This is a genomic window from Aureibaculum marinum, from assembly GCF_003813905.1.
Classification (GTDB): domain Bacteria; phylum Bacteroidota; class Bacteroidia; order Flavobacteriales; family Flavobacteriaceae; genus Aureibaculum; species Aureibaculum marinum.
In genome coordinates, this window is sequence record NZ_RPFJ01000031.1 from 25,853 (window position 1) to 44,651 (window position 18,799).

An 18,799-nucleotide genomic window follows, 5' to 3' on the forward strand; every position below is an offset into this window, starting at 1 on the left:
AAAAGTCCTTATCATTTAAACGATAAGGACTTTTAATAGTTTTTAGGCTGAATTTCTTGCAGCATTAATATTACCAAATAAAGAACGTGTTACTAATTTTTCATAAACTTTTAACTGCTCTTTATCTTTTGGATTTTCCTTTTCTAATTCTTGAATCTTCTTTAAAGCATATTGTTGAATAGTTAATAGTGGTAAAACTATTGCCTCTCTTATATCAATAGATGCTTTACCTGCTGGCTCATTTTCCATTAGAGCTTTAGAACCAGTTAATTTCAATAATAATGCTTTTGTAGTTTTATACTCTTCGTGAATGATATCCCAAAAAGCACCAAATTCTTCATCCTTTGACATATATTTTGTCAAATTAAAGAAAGATTTTGACAAAGACATCATACTGTTTTCAACAAGTGTTTTGAAGAATTTAGAATTTTTATATAATGCTTCTACTTTTTCAAATTCACCGTTTTCTTCATATTTTTTTAGAGCAGTTCCTACCCCATAAAAACCAGGTACATTTTGTTTTAATTGACTCCAAGAACCTACAAAAGGAATTGCCCTTAAATCTTCAAATTTTAGGCTTTCAGATTTACCTCTTTTTGAAGGGCGACTTCCAATATTTGTTTTAGCATAATATTTAAGCGTACTCATTCGCTCTAAATAAGGGACAAACATTGGATGATTTTTAAAATCAACATACTTTTTATAGCTAATAGTTGCCAAATCTTCCATTACTTTTCGGTCATCATCTGTCATTGGTAAATTTGTCTCTAACTTATTATCAATACCTGAACTTATTAATTGTTCTAAATTATATTGAGAAGACTCTAAGGTTCCAAAATTAGAACTAATTGTTTGCCCTTGTATGGTCAACTGAACTTGTTTAGCCTCAATTGTTGGACCTAACGAAGCATAAAATTGGTGAGTTTTACCTCCACCTCTAGCAGGTGGTCCTCCTCTACCATCAAAAAATATAACGTCTACATTGTATTTCCGAGAAACTTCTGTTAATCTTTCTTTTGCCTTAAAAATAGCCCAGTTCGCCATTAAATACCCTCCATCTTTTGTTCCGTCAGAGAAACCAAGCATTATCAATTGCTTGTTTTTTCTGTTCTTTAAATGTTTAGCATAGGCAGGATTTGTATATAATTCCTCCATTACTTCATGGGCAATTTCCAAATCAGGAATAGTTTCAAATAAAGGACCTATATCAAGAGTTAAATCATCATGAAAAGCAGCTAACTTTAGCATTGCAAACAACTGCATAATATGTAATGTACTCTGTGTATTACTAATAATATACCTATGCACAGCACGTTCACCATTATTTTCTTGAATTTTCTTGACCGTTTTTATAGTCTCAAAAGTCTTTAATAATTCTTCATCTTTTAAAAGAGTCTCATCAATCGTTCCTTTCACTTCTGAAAGAATTTTAACTTGCTCTTTAGCTGATAGTTGAAAATAATTTTTAGGTAAAATGTCACTTTCAGATTTTATTAATCCTTCAGCCAACGTGTTAAAAACACTTTCATGCACTCTACTATCTTGCCTAATATCTAGAATAGCAAAATGGTAACCAAACAAATGTATTTTATTTAATAAACTGTTGATTTCTGATAGGTATAATGATTGATGCTCTTTAACAACAAGACTTCTAATTGCTTTTAATTCAGCTTCAAAAGCTTGTAAACTAATCTCAGGTTCAGCACCCTCATCAATAAAACTATCATACAACTTTCTCTCAATAACAGCTATTCGATCTTCAAGTCCACTAAAAGTTAATTTTCTTTTTAACCGTCTAATATCTCTATAGTAATTTTTAAGGATGGTTTCTCTTAGTCTATTGGCAACTTTTAATGTAATTTCTGGAGTTACAAACGGATTACCATCCCTATCTCCACCGGGCCAAAAACCAACATTAATTATATTATTTTTAATGTCTTTATTATCAAAAATATTTTGTTGAATGTAATCAAAAATAGAACCGAATGAATAGTAAAATACATTTTCTAAATACCAAATTAAACTGACAGCTTCATCATAAGGAGTAGGCTTTTTCTTTTTATAAAAAGGCGTTTTTCCTAATTGAGCCAAAAGTTGATTGATAGATGATAAATCATTATCTCTAATCGCTTTTGTTAAATCAGTTATAATACCTAATACACTACCTGGATAAAACTGTGTAGGGTGAGCTGTTAATACAATACGTACCTTAAACTCTTCGAGGTATTGTTTTAATATTTCTAATTTATTATCTGAAGAAGCAGACTCTTTTAAACTTCGCATGGTACCAATACCATCCATATTGTTTACTTCTGGAAATGCAGCATCTTCAATTGCATCAAACAAAACAACCTGTCTTTCAATGTATTGAATAAAACGAAATAATAGATTTATCTGACTCTGACTATCTCTTCTCGCCTGATATTTTTTAAAAAAGTTTTTAACGATGGTTGTTGGATCTTCACCCTTTTTAAAACCATCATTACAGGTTTCGTGAAATAGTGGTAATAATACCCCTGTTTTGGTGATAGAATCAAAAGGCAATGTCATAAAAATACTATTGTAAATTTGGTATTTAGACAATACGTTTTGGTTGAATCGTTGTAATTTTGGTTGTACAGACATAAATTGTTTCAATTATTTTGGTAAAAATACTAAAAGACAGGGCTAAAGCAAACCAACACTGTTAATTTTTATGAATTACATAATTAATTAAAATGGAATTTGTTTTTTCGTAAGATAAATGAATAACTACGAAGAAAAATATAATGTATAAATGAACACTTAAAAAATAATTAAGATTAATTTTGATCAATATTGGTTCTGTCTTTTTTCTTTTTATCACTTTTTCTTGGGGATAGTTTATAGATTAAATATCCAAAACCTATTACAAAATGGAGGATAACCACTACCATAATAAAGTAGAACCAAAAATTAGACATGCCCATTGTTTAAAATTTTGTTCTTACAAAGTTACATCACAATTATTGTTTATATTAAAATATAAACATAAAATCACGAAAGATATTAACTCTTTATAAAGTTAAATTTAAAACCTATTATACCAACACCAATAATTGTTACACATATCATAGCGTAAAAAACTGATTCATTATGTATTTTATCATCAATATATTGGTCGTATTTCATACCAATATCATATAACAGCCCTTTTTTGTTACTCATAGCATACACCAAAGGTCTCCTATACCGATGGTAAAAATTAGAAAGAAAGTTTGGATGTTTTGCTTCTTCCAATGCTTGCCTTTTAAATAAGATAGAAATTGTGTCTCCTGATTTTAGATTTAAATTACTAAAAGCAGAACTTCCTAAAGATGTACTTTTAGGTATAAACTGTGGAGAACGGAATGTAATAGGGCTGTTTTGTACTGAAAAAGTAATTTCGGCTAATGACGGTTCTACGTATTGTTTTAACGATTCAGAAATTGGCATATGATAAAGATATTCTACATATGCTGAATCTACTACAACTTTTTCAGTTACAAAATCGTCTTCGGTTAGTTTTGATGCCTCGTTCTTTAAACTGTTTGATCTTAAAATAACAGCACTGATAAAAACAAACATTACAAAGATAAAGGCTATTAACCCAAAAAGAATTTGTTTCCACAATTTAGGCGACTTTTTCATATCAATTTTTACTCTTACAATCAAGACGAAGGTATGAAATAAATTCTCTCAATTGATTTGACATCTAGAATAGATGCAGATTTAAGTTCTAGTTAAAACAAAAAGACCGCCTAGCAGGGCGGTCTCTCACTTTTTCTTGCTCAAAGCGATTTTCCGCCTCTAGCTTTTTTGTAAAATAATAACGTTAAATTCTGAAATATATTTCCCTACTCATTGTGTGATTAATCATAAACTTATTAAACAACTAACAAACAACAAATTAATTAGTTAATTAATTCAAATAAAAAATCCAGATATCTTTACTATTGATACCTGGATTTATAAACTATTGTGAATTTAATTTTTAAGCTTCACAGCTGCTACACTCTTTCTTTTGTTTAAACTTTTGAGCGGCATTCATACTATGTTGATAGTACAATGATTTTAAGCCCATTTTCCATGCGGTAATGTGAATTTTATTAATTTCCTTTGCTGGTGTGTCTGGGTGTATTATTAAGTTTACTGATTGACCTTGATCTATATGATTTTGACGGTTAGCAGCTTGGTAAATAATATCCATCTGGTCTATTTCTGGATATGTTTTAAATACATTTTTCTCATTTTCTGTTAAAAAATCTAAGTGCTGTACCGATCCATCACGTTCTCGTATACTATGCCAAACACTTGTAGTATTCTGTCCCTTTTCCTCTAATAATTGAACTAAAAATGGATTTTTAATAGTTGTTTTTACTTTAGCAATATCTTTAACATAAATGTTAGACCAAATTGGCTCAATACCCTGTGAAACTTGCCCTAAAATAAAAGCAGAAGACGTAGTTGGAGCAATCGCATTTAAAGTAGCATTTCTTCTTCCATACCCTTTCAAAACTGCTGGTTCACCAAATTTTTCAGCTAATTCTGCTGAAGCTTTATAAGATCTTTCCTTAATACTTTTAAATATTTGACTATTTAACATATAAGCCTCTTCACTGTCAAAGGCAAGCTGTTTAGATTGTAATAAGGAATGCCAACCTAAAACACCTAACCCTAAAGCACGATTATCTTTTGCAAAATTATAAGCACGTTCCATAAATAAGAAGGTCTGACGATCTTCACGATCTGAAGAATCACGATATGCTTCTAACTTCTCTATAAATTCTGTAATTACAGCATCTAAAAAGTAAACCATAGTTTCTACGGCATCTGTATCTTTCCACTTATCATAATGAAGTAAGTTTACTGATGACAATACACAAACAAACGACCAATTATCATTTGAAGGAAGCATAATTTCAGTGCATAAATTACTTGCATAAATGGTATGGTCCTTGTCTTTATAAACATCTGCTGCAAAATTATTGGCATGGTCTTTAAAGAAAATATATGGATACCCCATTTCGCCTCTTCGTTGTAAAACTTTAGCCCAAATAGTACGCTTATCAACATCTCCATCAATCATCTCTTGCATCCACTTATCCGTTACCGTAACACCATGTGTTAATTCTTGAATAGGATTTCCTTCTGTACCAATTTCTAAAAACTCCATTATATCTGGATGTTCAACAGGCAAGTAAGGAGAAAAACGGCCACGACGTACAGAACCTTGACTTACAACATCAACCATAGATTCAAAAAGTTGCATAATATGAACCGCACCAGAGGCTTGTCCATTATTTTTAACTTCAGCACCACGATGTCTTATTTTTCCAAAATATCCAGAAGTTCCACCTCCTAATTTAGACATCATTCCAACTTCTGATTGGGTATATAAGATATTACCCATATCATCATCTATATGAGAACCAAAACAACTAATAGGTAACCCTCGTTCTTTACCAAAATTAGACCATACAGGTGAGGCTAATGAGAAAAATCCTTCTGACATATAGCCATAAAATTTATCTGAAAAACCTGGCATTCCTAATAATTGCTCTGCTCTATCTGCAATCTCTCTAATTCTCTCTTCTGGAGTTACACCTTCTGATAAATAACCTGCATTTAAAAAATTACGACTATGCTCTGTTAACCATTCAAAACCTGCATTGTCGGATGATTTAAGATTATTTAAAGTTTCTTTTCTTGCTTTTACTAACTGTTCGCTTAGTGATGTTGTTGTTTCTTTAATTTTGTTTAGTTCGTTCATTAAAATAAGTCGTCGCTGGTTATACTTTTTGTTCTTTTACTATAATTAATTGAGCGTTTTACGAAAAAATCGCCATGTTTGGTTCCTATAATTTCATCATCAAACCATTCTGTTTCATTTAATAATATTTCATCTACTTCAAAAACTTTATCTATACCGATACTTTCCAAAGAATTATTAAAACGGTTCTTTATAAATTCATTTATTAATGTTTTTGGAAGAAAATCTAATTCTCCAGCCTCAAAAATCCAATCAATAATTTTACTTTCAGAGATAAAGGCTTCTTTACACATTTCTTGAATCATTTTAGCATGCTCATCATTAAACCATTCAGGATTTTCATTCTTAATAATTTTTATAATATCTATCCCAAAATCTCCATGTATTTGCTCTTCTTTTGAAGTAGCTTCTACCACATTAGAAATTCCTTTTAACATGTTTTTATGCTTATTAAAAGCCATTATTATCAAAAATTGTGAAAACAACGATACATGTTCTATAAATAAAGAAAATAATAATATAGATTCTGCATACTCCTTATTATCATCACTTTTAGCATTTTTTAATGCTGTCTCTAAATATTGAACCCGTTTCATTATAACAGGTTTTTTCTTTAAGTTCTTAAATTCATCATTAAGTCCTAGTATTTCAAGCAAATGCGAATAAGCATCATGGTGACGCACCTCACTTTCAGCAAAGGTTGCTCCTACTGAACCTATTTCTGGTTTAGGCATTTTATGATAAATGTCTCCCCAAAAAGTTTTTACTGCTACCTCTATTTGAGAAATAGCCAGCATAGTGTTTTTTATTGCACTTCTTTCTACTTCGGTTAAACGCGTTTTAAAATCTTGAATATCACTTGTATAGTTATATTCTGTATGAATCCAATAAGAGTGACGAATTGCCGATACATACTCATAAAGTCCTGGATACTCATACGGCTTTAAGTTAATTCGTTTTTCAAAAATATTTGATTTACGCTTTTGAGCTTGTTCATTTCTATATAAAATATATCCCTTTGCAACATCAAAAAATCCACTTTCCATTAACTTATTCTCTACAAAATCTTGTACTTCTTCAATGGTTGGTATATAATCTTGATGTAATTTTTTTCTTTCCAAAAGTGATTGAACTACACTGTCAGAAATTCTTTGAGCATCGTCAATATCACCATGTTCAACAGCACTCATGGCTTTAAAAACTGCTTGAGTAATCTTATATTGCTGAAATGGTTCTTTGGTAAAATCTCTCTTTATGAGATGCGTAATTTCCATGTTTTTTTTAGTTTAAAATACTCGTAAAGTTGAGGACTGTAAAGTTGAAATTTTATTGCCTTTGTTACACATAATTCGCATCAAGGTTTTCCACATTCTTATTAACATGTTTTTTAACCCTTTGTAATATTTTGATTTTCAGTTGATTATTTAAAATAAAAGATTTCTTTTTATAATATTACATTCCATCAACTTTCTACCACCTGTTTTAAAATTTGATAAACAAAAACCAATTTACTAGCAAAATAATTTTACCAACTCTGTATTCTTCAAACTCAAAAAAATTAAGATTGAAATACTTCAAAATAATTGTAAATTTGTTGTTAAGATGAAAAAAATAATCAGCTACATATATCCGGTTACCAAAAAAATTACTTCTAAATATAGTGGCAATCTCGAAATTACTTGGTACAATGGTAAAAAACATCTTAACTCTAAAAACGCTAACTATTCTTACGGTTCTTTGCAAAAAATATTAAAAATTGGATTAAAAAAAATTAATTTAACAAACTGTAAAGAAATTTTGGTTTTAGGAATGGGTGGTGGAAGTGTTATTAAATCTTTAAGAGATACTTTTAATTATCAACACAAAATTACAGCTGTTGAAATTGACCCTATAGTTATTAAAATTGCTGATGAGGAATTTGATATTCGAGAAGACGAAAAACTTAAAATAATTTGTGATGATGCTCAACATTTTATGCAATTGAATACCAAAAAGTTCGATTTAATTATTATAGATTTATATATTGACACTAAAGTACCAAGTCCATTTTTAAAAATTCCTTTTTGGCAAAATGTTAGCAAGTCTACTTCAACTATTTTATGTAATGCTTCGTTAGAATTAAACAATAACGATAAACTTTTAAATATTAATCAATTTTTAACTCATAAAAACTATCAAGTTTCTTTTTACGAAAAAGTAAATGGCTCTAATACATTGTTAATAGCAAATAAATAATCTGTAATAAAAAGCAATTATATAATTTACGTCTAATAAGCCTTCTCAAAGTTATAACTTGTTAAATTTCAAAGATGTTAGCACTGCTTAAATTTTAAAATTTTTGTTGCTATTTTGAAAAAACACCTGAATGTAAACGCATAATTTGTATATTGCATTAAGAAAAAAATTATCAATGGAAAAGAAATGCCCTGAATGTGGAACAAAAATTATAGGAAGAAAAGACAAAAAGTTTTGTTGTGATTATTGTCGCAATACATTTAATAATAAAATTAATAGAGGAAATAAAAATCTTATTAGAAACATAAATAATAGACTAAGAAGAAATTATAAAGTATTGATTGATTTAAACACAAAGGGAAAAACGAAAGTGACAAAAGCAAAATTATTGAACTTTAATTTTGATTTTAATTTTTTTACATCAATTTATACCACAAAATCAGGAAATACCTACTATTATATTTATGACCAAGGTTATTTACCATTAGATAATGAATTTTACTTGCTAATTAAAAACGAATAATACTATGATAAAAAAATTATTTTATTCCTTAATTTCTTTTATAATTGTATCAAATGCAACATCAGCTCAAGAATTCATATCAAAATCAACCCATCAACAGCACAAAGAAGAATTCGGACTTACTACAAACCTAAAATCTTCTTTTGACCCAAGCGGATCGGACATTATTCCATTACAAACAAAAAAAACATCAAACGTATCTAAAATAGTCTTTGGTTTTCTTCCATATTGGGAGTATGCTTCAGGAGCACATGATAACCTTAACTATGATTTACTAACCCATATAGCCGCATTTGATTTTGCAGCTTCCTCAACAGGAACATTGACACCTCCTTCCAATTGGCCTTGGACTGATGTTATAAACGAGGCTCATTCTAACGGAGTAAAAGTAGTAATGACAGTCACTAACTTTAATTCTTCTCAAATCCATACTTTATTAACAAATTCTACTTCCAAAAACACATTATTTACTGCAATAAAAAATACGATAACTAACTACCAACTAGACGGAGTAAATATAGATTTTGAAGGTTTAAGTGTTGAAGATAGAGGTTCATTATTAAATTCCTTTATGGCCGATTTAACAACTTATATTCACACAAACCTACCTGGTAAAGAAGTTTCTTTTGATGCTCCTGCAGTAAATTGGGGAGGTTGGAGCTTAAATAACTTAGCAGAGAGTGTAGATCACCTTATAATTATGGCTTATGATTATAACGGAGCTTGGAGTTCTTATACTGGTGCTGTATCGCCTTTAACACATCCTTCTGGAGGAATTAGCGTTAGTAAAACCCTTAATAATGACTATAGCGAGCCTATTGCTAATTATCCAGAAAAATTGATATTAGCAGTACCCTATTACGGCAAACATTGGAAAACCACAACTAGTTATGCAGGTTCTTTAGTTAAAAGCTATGTTGGATCCACTTTTTACAAAAATACTGTTGTACAAGCTCCTTCAAATGGTGGTGAAATTTGGGATAACAATTCTCAAACTCCATGGTACAGATATCAATTAGAAGATTGGCATCAAGTTTGGGCTGATAATGCTCAAAGTCTAAGTTTAAAATATGATTTGGCAATAACTAAAAACTTAGGTGGTATTGGAATTTGGGCATTAAATTATGATGGTGACAGACCTGAATTATGGGATTTAATAGATGCAAAATTTAAAAGTATCTTAGCGGTCGAAGATTCTTTTTTAGAACAAGAGATTTATATATACCCTAATCCCACTAAGAGCTTTTTAAACATTTCAATAAGCAATTTTATAAAAGTTAGTGATATTGAAATTTATAATTTACAGGGACAAAAAATCAAAAGTTATTCTTCTAATGAGAATAGTATAGATATTAGCTCTTTAAAAAGTGCTGTGTATATTCTTAAAATCCAAGATAACAAAGGACATAACGCAACTTTTAAAATAATAAAAACTTAATTTTATAATTTTCTAAAGTTTCTTCTTTATGAGTATATTTTATTTCATTTTCAACATTCCCTTTTTTTAAACCACAAACTAAATTAAAAAAATACAACTTTTATAATATTGAATACCAACTAACTATACCTAGATTTAAAAATTCTCAAACTTCTAAAGTAGGAGTTATTCATAGCTAATTGTTATATACTCGAAGCAGCGATAGAGACAATGCTTCAGTCGAAAACGGGAAAATTGCTATGAAAAACAATGAGAATTTTCGAAACGAAAGAAAATAATCAAACCGTTAAAAACTGGTCTCCTTTCTCCCCAGAAAAAGACATAAATAGTTTTAAGTTTACAAGTTTAGTTAGAGAAAATTGTCCTGCTCTTCAGCAGGACTTTTTTTTGTTAAAACAACACTATAACTACTATTAACAGACAACTTAAAGCTAATCTTAAAAATGGATTAGAATTATTAAAGTATAACTTTATTAAATGTAACATTCTTTCTCTTTGAAAATCTATTAGTTAAAAAATAATTTAATAGTATAGGGGGAATTTTAAAGAGAAAATTGTTCTATTAATGAAGACGAGTTACAGACAAGTCTTTAATCGTAATAAGTGGAAATTTTAGTAAAATAATAAAATTTTGCTAGTAAAACATTTTCTCCTTTCTCCCCCAAATTAAGGACGTTTTACAGTAAATTACTTAGTTTAAGTTGATAGTTTAATTAGAGAAATTACCCCGTTGAAGAACGGGGTTTTTTTATAGATTCTTTTATTTCCAGTTTTGACCTTTTTGTTCTAACGCAGCAATAAGTATATCTTTTTGACTAATTTGACCTATTAACTTTCCATTTTCAACAATCGGAAACCTCCTATGTTTAGCTTTTAAAAACTTATCAGCTGCTTCAAAAATATTCATATTTCCATCAATAGTATCTACATCTTTTACCATATGCTTATCTACTGTATTATTATCCATAGGCATATTATAGTATCTACTTTCTGAAATATGTTTTATACAATCCCCTTCAGAAATAACTCCAACCAATTCATTATTTTCATTAACAACAGGTCCACCAGAAATTCTATTTTTAATTAACGATTCTACAACTTCTGATACAGGCTGTTCTGGTCTAAAGGTAATCAGCTTTGTAGTCATATAATCAGAGACTAAAGCTGGTTTTAATTCATCTTTTTGAGGTTGAGATCTTTTGCCTTGAAAACTTTTGATAGCCATAACTTTATATCTTTAGGTTTCTATAAATATATGATAATTTCTTTAAAAATACTTATTTTAGTCAAAAATCATCCTCTAACTTAAGACAAATTCAACATGAAAAAATATGCGTCAGCTATTTCATTTATCATAATTATTCTATCTATCTACCTCTCTTTCAATGTATTAATGCCAAAAATTAAAACTTCAGAAAATGTTCCAATTACTGAATTTTCAATTACCAGAGCTCTTACGCACTTAAAAGAAATAAGCCAAAAACCTCATTATGTGGGTACTAAAGAGCATCAAAAAGTTCAAAGCTATATTGTAAACGAATTAAAAAAATTGGGATTATCTGTTGAAATTCAACATCAAGTAGCTGTTAATAGAAAGTGGAGGGCTGGTACAAATACTCAAAATATTATAGCAAAAATTAAAGGTTCATCAAATTCAAAAGCACTATTAATATTAACACACTATGACAGTGCAGTACATTCTTCTTTAGGTGCTAGTGATGCTGGCAGTGGTGTTGTTACTATTTTAGAGGGTTTAAGAGCTTTTTTAAGTAAAAATAAAGCTCCTAAAAATGATATTATAATACTATTTTCTGACGCTGAAGAACTTGGCTTATTAGGAGCTAATGCATTTGTTAAACACCATCCTTGGGGTAAAAATATTGGTCTGGTTCTAAATTTTGAAGCAAGAGGTAGTGGAGGTCCAAGCTATATGCTAATGGAAACAAATAATGGAAACAAAAAACTAATTGAACATTTTACTAATGCAAACCCTAAATATCCTGTTGCCAGCTCTTTAATGTATAGCATTTATAAAATGTTACCAAACGATACCGACTTAACTGTTTTTAGAGAAGAAGGCAATATTCAGGGCTACAATTTCGCCTTTATAGATGATCATTTCGATTACCATACCGAACTTGATAGTTATGAAAGATTAGATCGTAATACATTAGAGCACCAAGCTAGTTATTTAATGCCATTATTATATTATTTTGCTGATGCTGATTTATCTGATTTAAATGCTGTAAGTGATTACGTTTATTTTAATTTTCCGTTTATTGGCATGATGTATTATCCATTTTCTTGGGTAATGCCAATGGTTATAATTATTTCAATAGTATTTCTATCACTATTAGTTATTGGAATTTCAACAAAAAAATTAAATATTGTAGCCATTTTAAAAGGCTTTATACCATTTTTATTATCACTTGCAGTAAACGGTTTAATTACCTTTTACGGATGGAAAATACTACTAAAAATTCACCCTCAATATCAAGATATACTGCATGGTTTTACTTATAATGGACATTGGTACATTGCAGCTTTTTCAGCCTTAACACTAGCCATTTGTATTTTAATTTATAACAGGTATTTTAAAAATATTGAAATCATCAATTTAATTATAGCTCCAATTTTTATTTGGATTTTGATTAATACCGCTGTTGCTATTTATTTAAAAGGAGCAGGCTATTTTATAGTTGCAACTATCTATGGAATAGTTGTTTTTACTCTGCTTCTGTTCTCAAAAAAGAAGAATCAATCTATATTATTAAGCTTGTTGTCAGTTCCTATATTATTAATATTTGCCCCTTTAGTACAAATGTTTCCAATTGGATTAGGTTTAAAAATGCTTGTAATAAGTAGTATTTTTATAGTATTAATTTTTGCATTACTTCTTCCAATATTTTCATCTTTTAAAAACAATAAAAAACTAGGAAGATTATTCTTAGTACTATCATTGTTAATTTTTATTTCAGCATCATATAAATCTGGATATACTAGTAACCAAAAACTACCTAATAGCATCATTTATGTATTTGATGCGGATAAAAATGAAGCTTATTGGGCTAGTTACAACAAAAATACTGACGAGTATATGGAACAATTTTTAGGTAAAAATCCTACAAAAGGTGGATTTGACAATACCACTACCATGAGTAAATATGGCACCAAAATTCAAATGCATAAAAAAACGGAAGTAAAAACTATTATTCAACCACAAATAGAAATATTAAGAGACACTATTATTAATGAATCTCGACACCTAAATATAAAAATCACACCTCAACGCGACATTGATAGAATAGAATTACTTTCATTAAATGAAGTTTCTTTTGAAACCTTTACCATAAACGGAGAGCCTTTGCCTAAACCAAAAGATTCAGAATATGTATTTAAAACCAATAACCAAATTTTAAGTTATTATTTTTCTAACACCGATAAGCACTTAGATTTTAAATTTTCGATTCCCAAAGAACAAAAACCTTCATTTGTAATATATGAAACCTCATACGACTTACTAGAAAGTATGTCTTTTAATATTACCCCAAGAAATGAAACTATGATGCCTATGCCTTTTGTAATTAACGATGCTATTATTATAAAAAAACAGATAAATTTAGAGTAAAAAAGTAATGGAAAGGCTATATTTGTATCATAAAATTATATGACAAATGACAACAATTAATGATTTTAATTTCAAAAATAAAAAAGCACTAATACGTGTAGATTTTAACGTGCCTTTAGATGAGAATTTTAAAGTAACAGATACTACGAGAATTGTAGCGGCAAAGCCAACTATTATAAAAGTACTAGAAGATGGAGGAAGCTGTATTTTAATGTCACATCTTGGTCGCCCAAAAGGAATAAGTCCTGAATTCTCTCTATCTCATATTGTTGATACTGTCAGTGAAATTATTGGTGTTCAGGTAAAATTTATTGATAATTGTGTTGGAGAAAATGTTGAAAATGCCGCAGCAGAATTAGAACCTGGAGAAGTTTTATTATTAGAAAATTTACGTTTTCACGATGAAGAAAAAGCTGGCGATGTTGCTTTTGCAGAGCAGCTTTCTAAATTAGGAGACATTTATATCAATGACGCTTTTGGCACTGCCCACAGAGCCCATGCATCTACTACTATTGTTGCCCAATTCTTCGAAGGCAAAAGATGTTTTGGTAATCTATTAGCAAAAGAAATTCTTAGTATAAATAAAGTTTTTAAAGACAGTGTAAAACCCGTAACAGCTATTTTGGGCGGGGCCAAAGTTTCTTCAAAAATTACTGTAATTGAAAATATTTTAGATAAAGTAGATCATTTAATTATTGGTGGTGGTATGAGCTTTACCTTTATTAAAGCACAAGGTGGTAATATTGGAGACTCTATTTGTGAAGATGACAAACAGGAATTAGCATTAGATATTTTGAAACAAGCAAAAGAGAAAGGTGTAAAAGTACATTTACCTGTAGATGTTATTGCTGCTGATGACTTTAGTAATGATGCCAATACACAAGTTGTGGATATCAACCAAATTCCTGATGGATGGCAAGGTGTTGATGCTGGACCAAGAACCAATGTGGCATTTGCAATGATTATTGCTCAATCTAAAACTATTTTATGGAATGGTCCTGTTGGTGTTTTTGAAATGCCTAAGTTTTCTAAAGGGACTATTGAATTAGGTAATGCTATTGCTGATGCAACCGCTGATGGAGCTTTCTCTTTAGTTGGTGGTGGTGATTCTGTAGCCGCTGTAAAACAATTCGGATTCGAAAATAAAGTAAGTTATGTTTCTACTGGTGGTGGTGCCATGTTAGAAATGTTAGAAGGTAAAACTTTACCTGGAATTGCAGCAATCTAGAGATAATCCCATTAAATAATAATATTTAAAACAGAGTTTAAATTAAACTCTGTTTTTTATTAACTTATACTGAACCCTTACTACTATGAAATACACCAAACTACCTCATACCAATATCAAAGTAAGTAAAATATGTCTTGGCACTATGACCTGGGGACAACAAAATACCGAAGCCGAAGGTCATGAGCAAATGGATTATGCTTTAGAACAAGGCGTTAATTTTTTTGATACTGCAGAGATGTATTCTATTCCAGGAAAAGCCGAAACTTATGGTTCAACCGAAAAAATTATTGGTTCTTGGTTTAAAAAGACAGGTAATAGAGATAAAATAGTACTTGCATCTAAAATTGCAGGTCCTGGAATAGCTCATATTAGAGATACAGGGTTTTCAAAAGAAGCAATTACCGAGGCTCTTCATGGTAGTTTAAAACGATTACAAACTGATTATATAGATATCTATCAATTACATTGGCCTGAACGTCCTGTTAACTGTTTTGGCGTACGAGACTATCCTTACAATCAAGAAAGCAAATGGAAAGATAATTTTGCTGAAATATTAGAAACATTAAATAATTTTATCAAACAGGGTAAAATTCGAAATGTAGGCATCTCGAACGAAACTCCCTGGGGAACAATGCGTTATTTAGAAGAGGCTAAAACCAAAAACTTACCTAGAATGATTACGATTCAAAATGCGTATTCATTATTAAATAGAATTTTTGAAGCTGGTCTTTCTGAAATTGCCTTAAAAGAAGGTATAGGTTTATTAGCGTATTCACCTTTGGCATTTGGCGTACTCTCGGGTAAATATTTAGATGGAAATGGACCCGACGACGGACGTGTTAATTTATTTCCTGCTTATAAAAGATATAGCAGTACAGAATCTACCAACGCTGTTATTGAATATTTAAAAATTGCCAAAAAACATGGGTTGAGTTTAGCACAATTATCTTTAGCATTTGTAAATCAACTCCCTTTTGTTAGCGGAACAATTATTGGTGCCACAAAAATGAATCAATTAAAAGAAAATATTGATAGTATTAATATTGATTTATCTTCAACTATTATTGATGAAATAAACGCAGTACACAACAAAATACCAAATCCTGCTGCATAAAATTACACCTATATCTGAATATTAATAAACATCTTTCCTCACAAAGATGTTTATTAAACAACGTTCTTCACAAAAAAAAAGAATCTAGAAAATACTAATATCCTAATTTTTCTCTAACCCTATTTAAAACCTCTCTTGCCACTTTTCTTGCTTTCTCTGCACCTATAGCTAATATTGCATCTATTTCATGTAAATTATTCATGTAGTACTGATATAACTCCCTTTCTTTAGCATATTTGGTAATTAGCAAGTCATAAAAAGCTTGTTTAGCGTGCCCATAACCATAATTTCCTCCTAAATAATTAGCTCGCATTTCTTCAATTTGATCTTCGTCTGCAACTAATTTATATAAGGCAAATAAATTACAAGTATCAGGATTTTTAGGTTCTTCAAGAGGTGTACTATCAGTTTGAATTTTCATAATTACTTTACGTAATTTTTTATCATCCAGAAATAAATTAATTTCATTTCCACGTGATTTACTCATTTTTTCACCATCCAGACCTGGTACAATCATCACATTTTCTTGCACCTTAGCTTCTGGCGGCACTAAAGTATCACCCATTTTATGATTAAACCTATTAGCAACATCTCTAGTCATTTCTAAATGTTGCAATTGATCTTTTCCTACAGGAACTACCTCTGCATCATATGCCAAAATATCTGCTGCCATTAACATTGGATAGGTAAAAAGACCAGCATTTACATCATCTAATCTATCTGCTTTATCTTTAAAGCCATGTGCCAACCTTAAACGTTGATATGGAAAAAAGCAACTTAAATACCAAGCTAATTCGGTAACTTCTGGTACATCACTCTGACGGTAAAAAACAGTTTTATTTATATCTACTCCAAAGGCCAACCATACCGCAGCTGTACTATAGGTATTTTGTTTTATAACAGCTCCATCTTTAATTTGCGTTAATGTATGCATATTAGCAATAAACAAAAACGAATCATCAGCTGAATTATTAGACATCTCAATAGCCGGTATTATGGCTCCTAATAAATTACCTAAATGTGGGGTTCCCGTACTTTGTACTCCCGTAAGAATTCTAGACATAAATTTTTTTTGATGTACAAAAATACAAATAGCAAGTGAGAATTTTAAAAAAACGATTTTCAATTTTCAAAAATTGAACTATGGTATAGTTTCTAGATTTCATAAATTTACCCCAATGAATTTATTAAAAAATATTTTTCGACTTTTTTGGCGTATCTGGTTTTATGGCTGGGTGTTTTTTTCTATCCTTTTTTCTTTACCTGTATTAATTGTTGTTATTTCTTTTGATAACTTATATAAAACCTTTTTTAAAATTGCTATTTTTTGGGGCAAAACCATTCTATTTGTAATGGGTTTTACACCTGTTGTAAAAATTGAAGAAGAAATATTACCCAATAAAAGCTATATGTTTATTGCCAACCATGCTTCTTTAATTGATGTAATGCTAATGCTTTCAGTTATGAAAAATCCAGCTGTTTTTGTTGCAAAAAAAGAAGTTAGAAAATTACCTATATTTGGTTATGTAGCAAGAAAAACAAGTATTTTAGTAGACAGAGCTAATGAAGAAAGTAGAAAAAAAGTCTATATAAGTGCCCAAAAAAAACTTAACCAAGGATTAAGCATTGTAATTTTTCCTGAAGGTTTAGTCCCTGAAGAAAGTGTTACTTTAGCTCCTTTTAAAAAAGGAGCCTTCCGATTAGCCATAGAACATCAGATACCTATAATACCCATAACTTTTTACGATGTAAAAAAACGATTCTCTTGGACTTTTTTTAGTGGCTGGCCAGGAACTTTACGTGTAAAAATTCATAAATTTATTCAAACGAAAGGATTATCTTTAGATGACATGGAAACAATTAAACAACAAGCCTACAACACCATTTATAACGAGCTGATTAATGATACAGCTAATGAAAAATAAGCTTATAACATACTATCCATCTAAAGAAGAAAAACTAAATGTACTTACACATGCAATTGGCTTAGTTTTAAGTATTATAGCTTTAATAATGTTAATAATTCATGCCTATAAACATGGAACTGCAACACATATTGTAAGTTTTACCATTTTTGGATCCAGTTTAATCTTGTTATACGCTGCCTCTACATTTTATCATTATTCTAAAAACCCACAAATTCGTAGAAAATTAAATATTCTTGATCATTCGGCTATCTACGTTTTAATTGCTGGCACGTACACCCCCTTCACATTAGTAACTTTAAAAGGTACAATAGGTTGGACTATTTTTGGTGTTACTTGGGGAATTGCCTTAATTGGCATTTTTTTTAAATTATTTAATACAGGTAAGTTTGAGAAAATTTCAACGGCTGCCTATGTAGCAATGGGATGGATAATTATCTTTGCTATAAAACCACTACTAGAAAATTTACCTACAAATGGCTTGTATTGGTTATTAACTGGCGGTGTTTTTTATACTATTGGTGCAATACTATTTAGCATTAGAAAAATGCCTTATAACCATGCTATTTTCCATGTATTTGTATTATTAGGAAGCTTTTCACACTTTATGGCCGTGTATTTTTATGTGTTGGCTTAATCAAAACCTTCGCTAAAAAACTCTTTAAAACTAATGTTCATAGCTTTTAACAGTATAGATATGATTACAATATTAGGTGTAACCACACCTTTTTCAATTTTATAAATATATTGTCGGTCTTTATTGGTATAATTTAATCATTTTTACGGTTTCAACCGTAAAAAATTACGGTTATTTATAGGATATTTTGAGGTTTTTAATAAAAAATTATAATTTTTTTTCTCTAAATTAGTAACTACTATATACAAAAACCATTATAGTAGAATCTTATTGCTAAAAATCAATAATGAAATTAAAT

Annotated in this window: 14 protein-coding genes and 1 pseudogene; 8 read left to right on the top strand and 7 right to left on the bottom strand. The window is 29.8% G+C overall.

The window, feature by feature from the left end; genetic code table 11:
• Positions 1-42: 42 nt before the first annotated feature.
• The 4 genes from EGM88_RS13250 to EGM88_RS13265 all read right to left on the bottom strand — a co-directional run bounded on the left by EGM88_RS13250 (position 43) and on the right by EGM88_RS13265 (position 7,044).
• A complete protein-coding gene (locus EGM88_RS13250) occupies positions 43-2,625 on the bottom strand; it encodes a phosphoenolpyruvate carboxylase (RefSeq protein WP_123898913.1) in 2,583 nt (860 codons plus the stop codon).
• 402 nt (positions 2,626-3,027) lie between these two features.
• Positions 3,028-3,648 (bottom strand): hypothetical protein, encoded by a 621-nt coding sequence (locus tag EGM88_RS13255; RefSeq protein WP_123898914.1) that lies wholly within the window; start codon positions 3,646-3,648, stop codon positions 3,028-3,030.
• 343 nt (positions 3,649-3,991) lie between these two features.
• The gene (locus EGM88_RS13260) at positions 3,992-5,770 is read right to left on the bottom strand and encodes a ribonucleoside-diphosphate reductase subunit alpha (protein WP_123898915.1); all 1,779 of its coding nucleotides are present in this window, start codon (positions 5,768-5,770) and stop codon (positions 3,992-3,994) included.
• Positions 5,770-7,044 (bottom strand): ribonucleotide-diphosphate reductase subunit beta, encoded by a 1,275-nt coding sequence (locus tag EGM88_RS13265; protein WP_123898916.1) that lies wholly within the window; start codon positions 7,042-7,044, stop codon positions 5,770-5,772. The genes EGM88_RS13260 and EGM88_RS13265 overlap by 1 nt, the downstream gene beginning before the upstream one ends.
• Positions 7,045-7,372: 328 nt before the next feature.
• Between EGM88_RS13265 and EGM88_RS13270 the strand changes: the two genes are divergently transcribed.
• The 3 genes from EGM88_RS13270 (at position 7,373) to EGM88_RS13280 (ending at position 9,966) form a co-directional block, all read left to right on the top strand.
• The gene (locus EGM88_RS13270; RefSeq protein ID WP_123898917.1) at positions 7,373-8,005 is read left to right on the top strand and encodes a spermidine synthase; all 633 of its coding nucleotides are present in this window, start codon (positions 7,373-7,375) and stop codon (positions 8,003-8,005) included.
• A 175-nt stretch (positions 8,006-8,180) separates the two neighbouring features.
• Positions 8,181-8,528: a hypothetical protein gene (locus EGM88_RS13275; RefSeq protein WP_123898918.1), complete on the top strand. Its 348-nt coding sequence runs from the start codon at positions 8,181-8,183 to the stop codon at positions 8,526-8,528.
• A 4-nt stretch (positions 8,529-8,532) separates the two neighbouring features.
• Entirely contained in the window at positions 8,533-9,966 is a 1,434-nt protein-coding gene (locus tag EGM88_RS13280; RefSeq protein ID WP_123898919.1) for a glycosyl hydrolase family 18 protein, read from the top strand.
• Positions 9,967-10,726: 760 nt separating this feature from the next.
• Here the strand turns inward: EGM88_RS13280 and EGM88_RS13285 are convergent.
• The gene (locus EGM88_RS13285; RefSeq protein WP_123898920.1) at positions 10,727-11,191 is read right to left on the bottom strand and encodes a CBS domain-containing protein; all 465 of its coding nucleotides are present in this window, start codon (positions 11,189-11,191) and stop codon (positions 10,727-10,729) included.
• A 96-nt stretch (positions 11,192-11,287) separates the two neighbouring features.
• On the opposite strand from EGM88_RS13285, the gene EGM88_RS13290 reads away from it, so the two are divergent.
• The 3 genes from EGM88_RS13290 (at position 11,288) to EGM88_RS13300 (ending at position 15,939) form a co-directional block, all read left to right on the top strand.
• Complete coding sequence (locus tag EGM88_RS13290) at positions 11,288-13,594, top strand: M28 family peptidase (protein WP_123898921.1); 2,307 nt, start codon at positions 11,288-11,290, stop codon at positions 13,592-13,594.
• Between the two features lie 46 nt (positions 13,595-13,640).
• Entirely contained in the window at positions 13,641-14,822 is a 1,182-nt protein-coding gene (locus EGM88_RS13295; protein ID WP_123898922.1) for a phosphoglycerate kinase, read from the top strand.
• 85 nt (positions 14,823-14,907) lie between these two features.
• The gene (locus EGM88_RS13300) at positions 14,908-15,939 is read left to right on the top strand and encodes an NADP(H)-dependent aldo-keto reductase (RefSeq protein ID WP_123898923.1); all 1,032 of its coding nucleotides are present in this window, start codon (positions 14,908-14,910) and stop codon (positions 15,937-15,939) included.
• 94 nt (positions 15,940-16,033) lie between these two features.
• On the opposite strand, the gene trpS is transcribed toward EGM88_RS13300, so the two are convergent.
• On the bottom strand, positions 16,034-17,002 hold the full coding sequence (gene trpS / locus EGM88_RS13305; RefSeq protein ID WP_123898924.1) for a tryptophan--tRNA ligase: 969 nt from the start codon (positions 17,000-17,002) through the stop codon (positions 16,034-16,036).
• A 115-nt stretch (positions 17,003-17,117) separates the two neighbouring features.
• Between trpS and EGM88_RS13310 the strand changes: the two genes are divergently transcribed.
• Both EGM88_RS13310 and trhA read left to right on the top strand, forming a co-directional pair.
• Entirely contained in the window at positions 17,118-17,864 is a 747-nt protein-coding gene (locus EGM88_RS13310) for a lysophospholipid acyltransferase family protein (RefSeq protein WP_123898925.1), read from the top strand.
• Positions 17,854-18,501, top strand: a complete 648-nt coding sequence (gene trhA, locus EGM88_RS13315) for a PAQR family membrane homeostasis protein TrhA (RefSeq protein ID WP_123898926.1) — start codon at positions 17,854-17,856, stop codon at positions 18,499-18,501. The genes EGM88_RS13310 and trhA overlap by 11 nt, the downstream gene beginning before the upstream one ends.
• Here the strand turns inward: trhA and EGM88_RS16145 are convergent.
• Positions 18,498-18,617 (bottom strand): annotated as a pseudogene (locus EGM88_RS16145) (helix-turn-helix domain-containing protein); the annotation flags it as partial. The gene trhA and the pseudogene EGM88_RS16145 overlap by 4 nt on opposite strands.
• Positions 18,618-18,799: the final 182 nt, after the last annotated feature.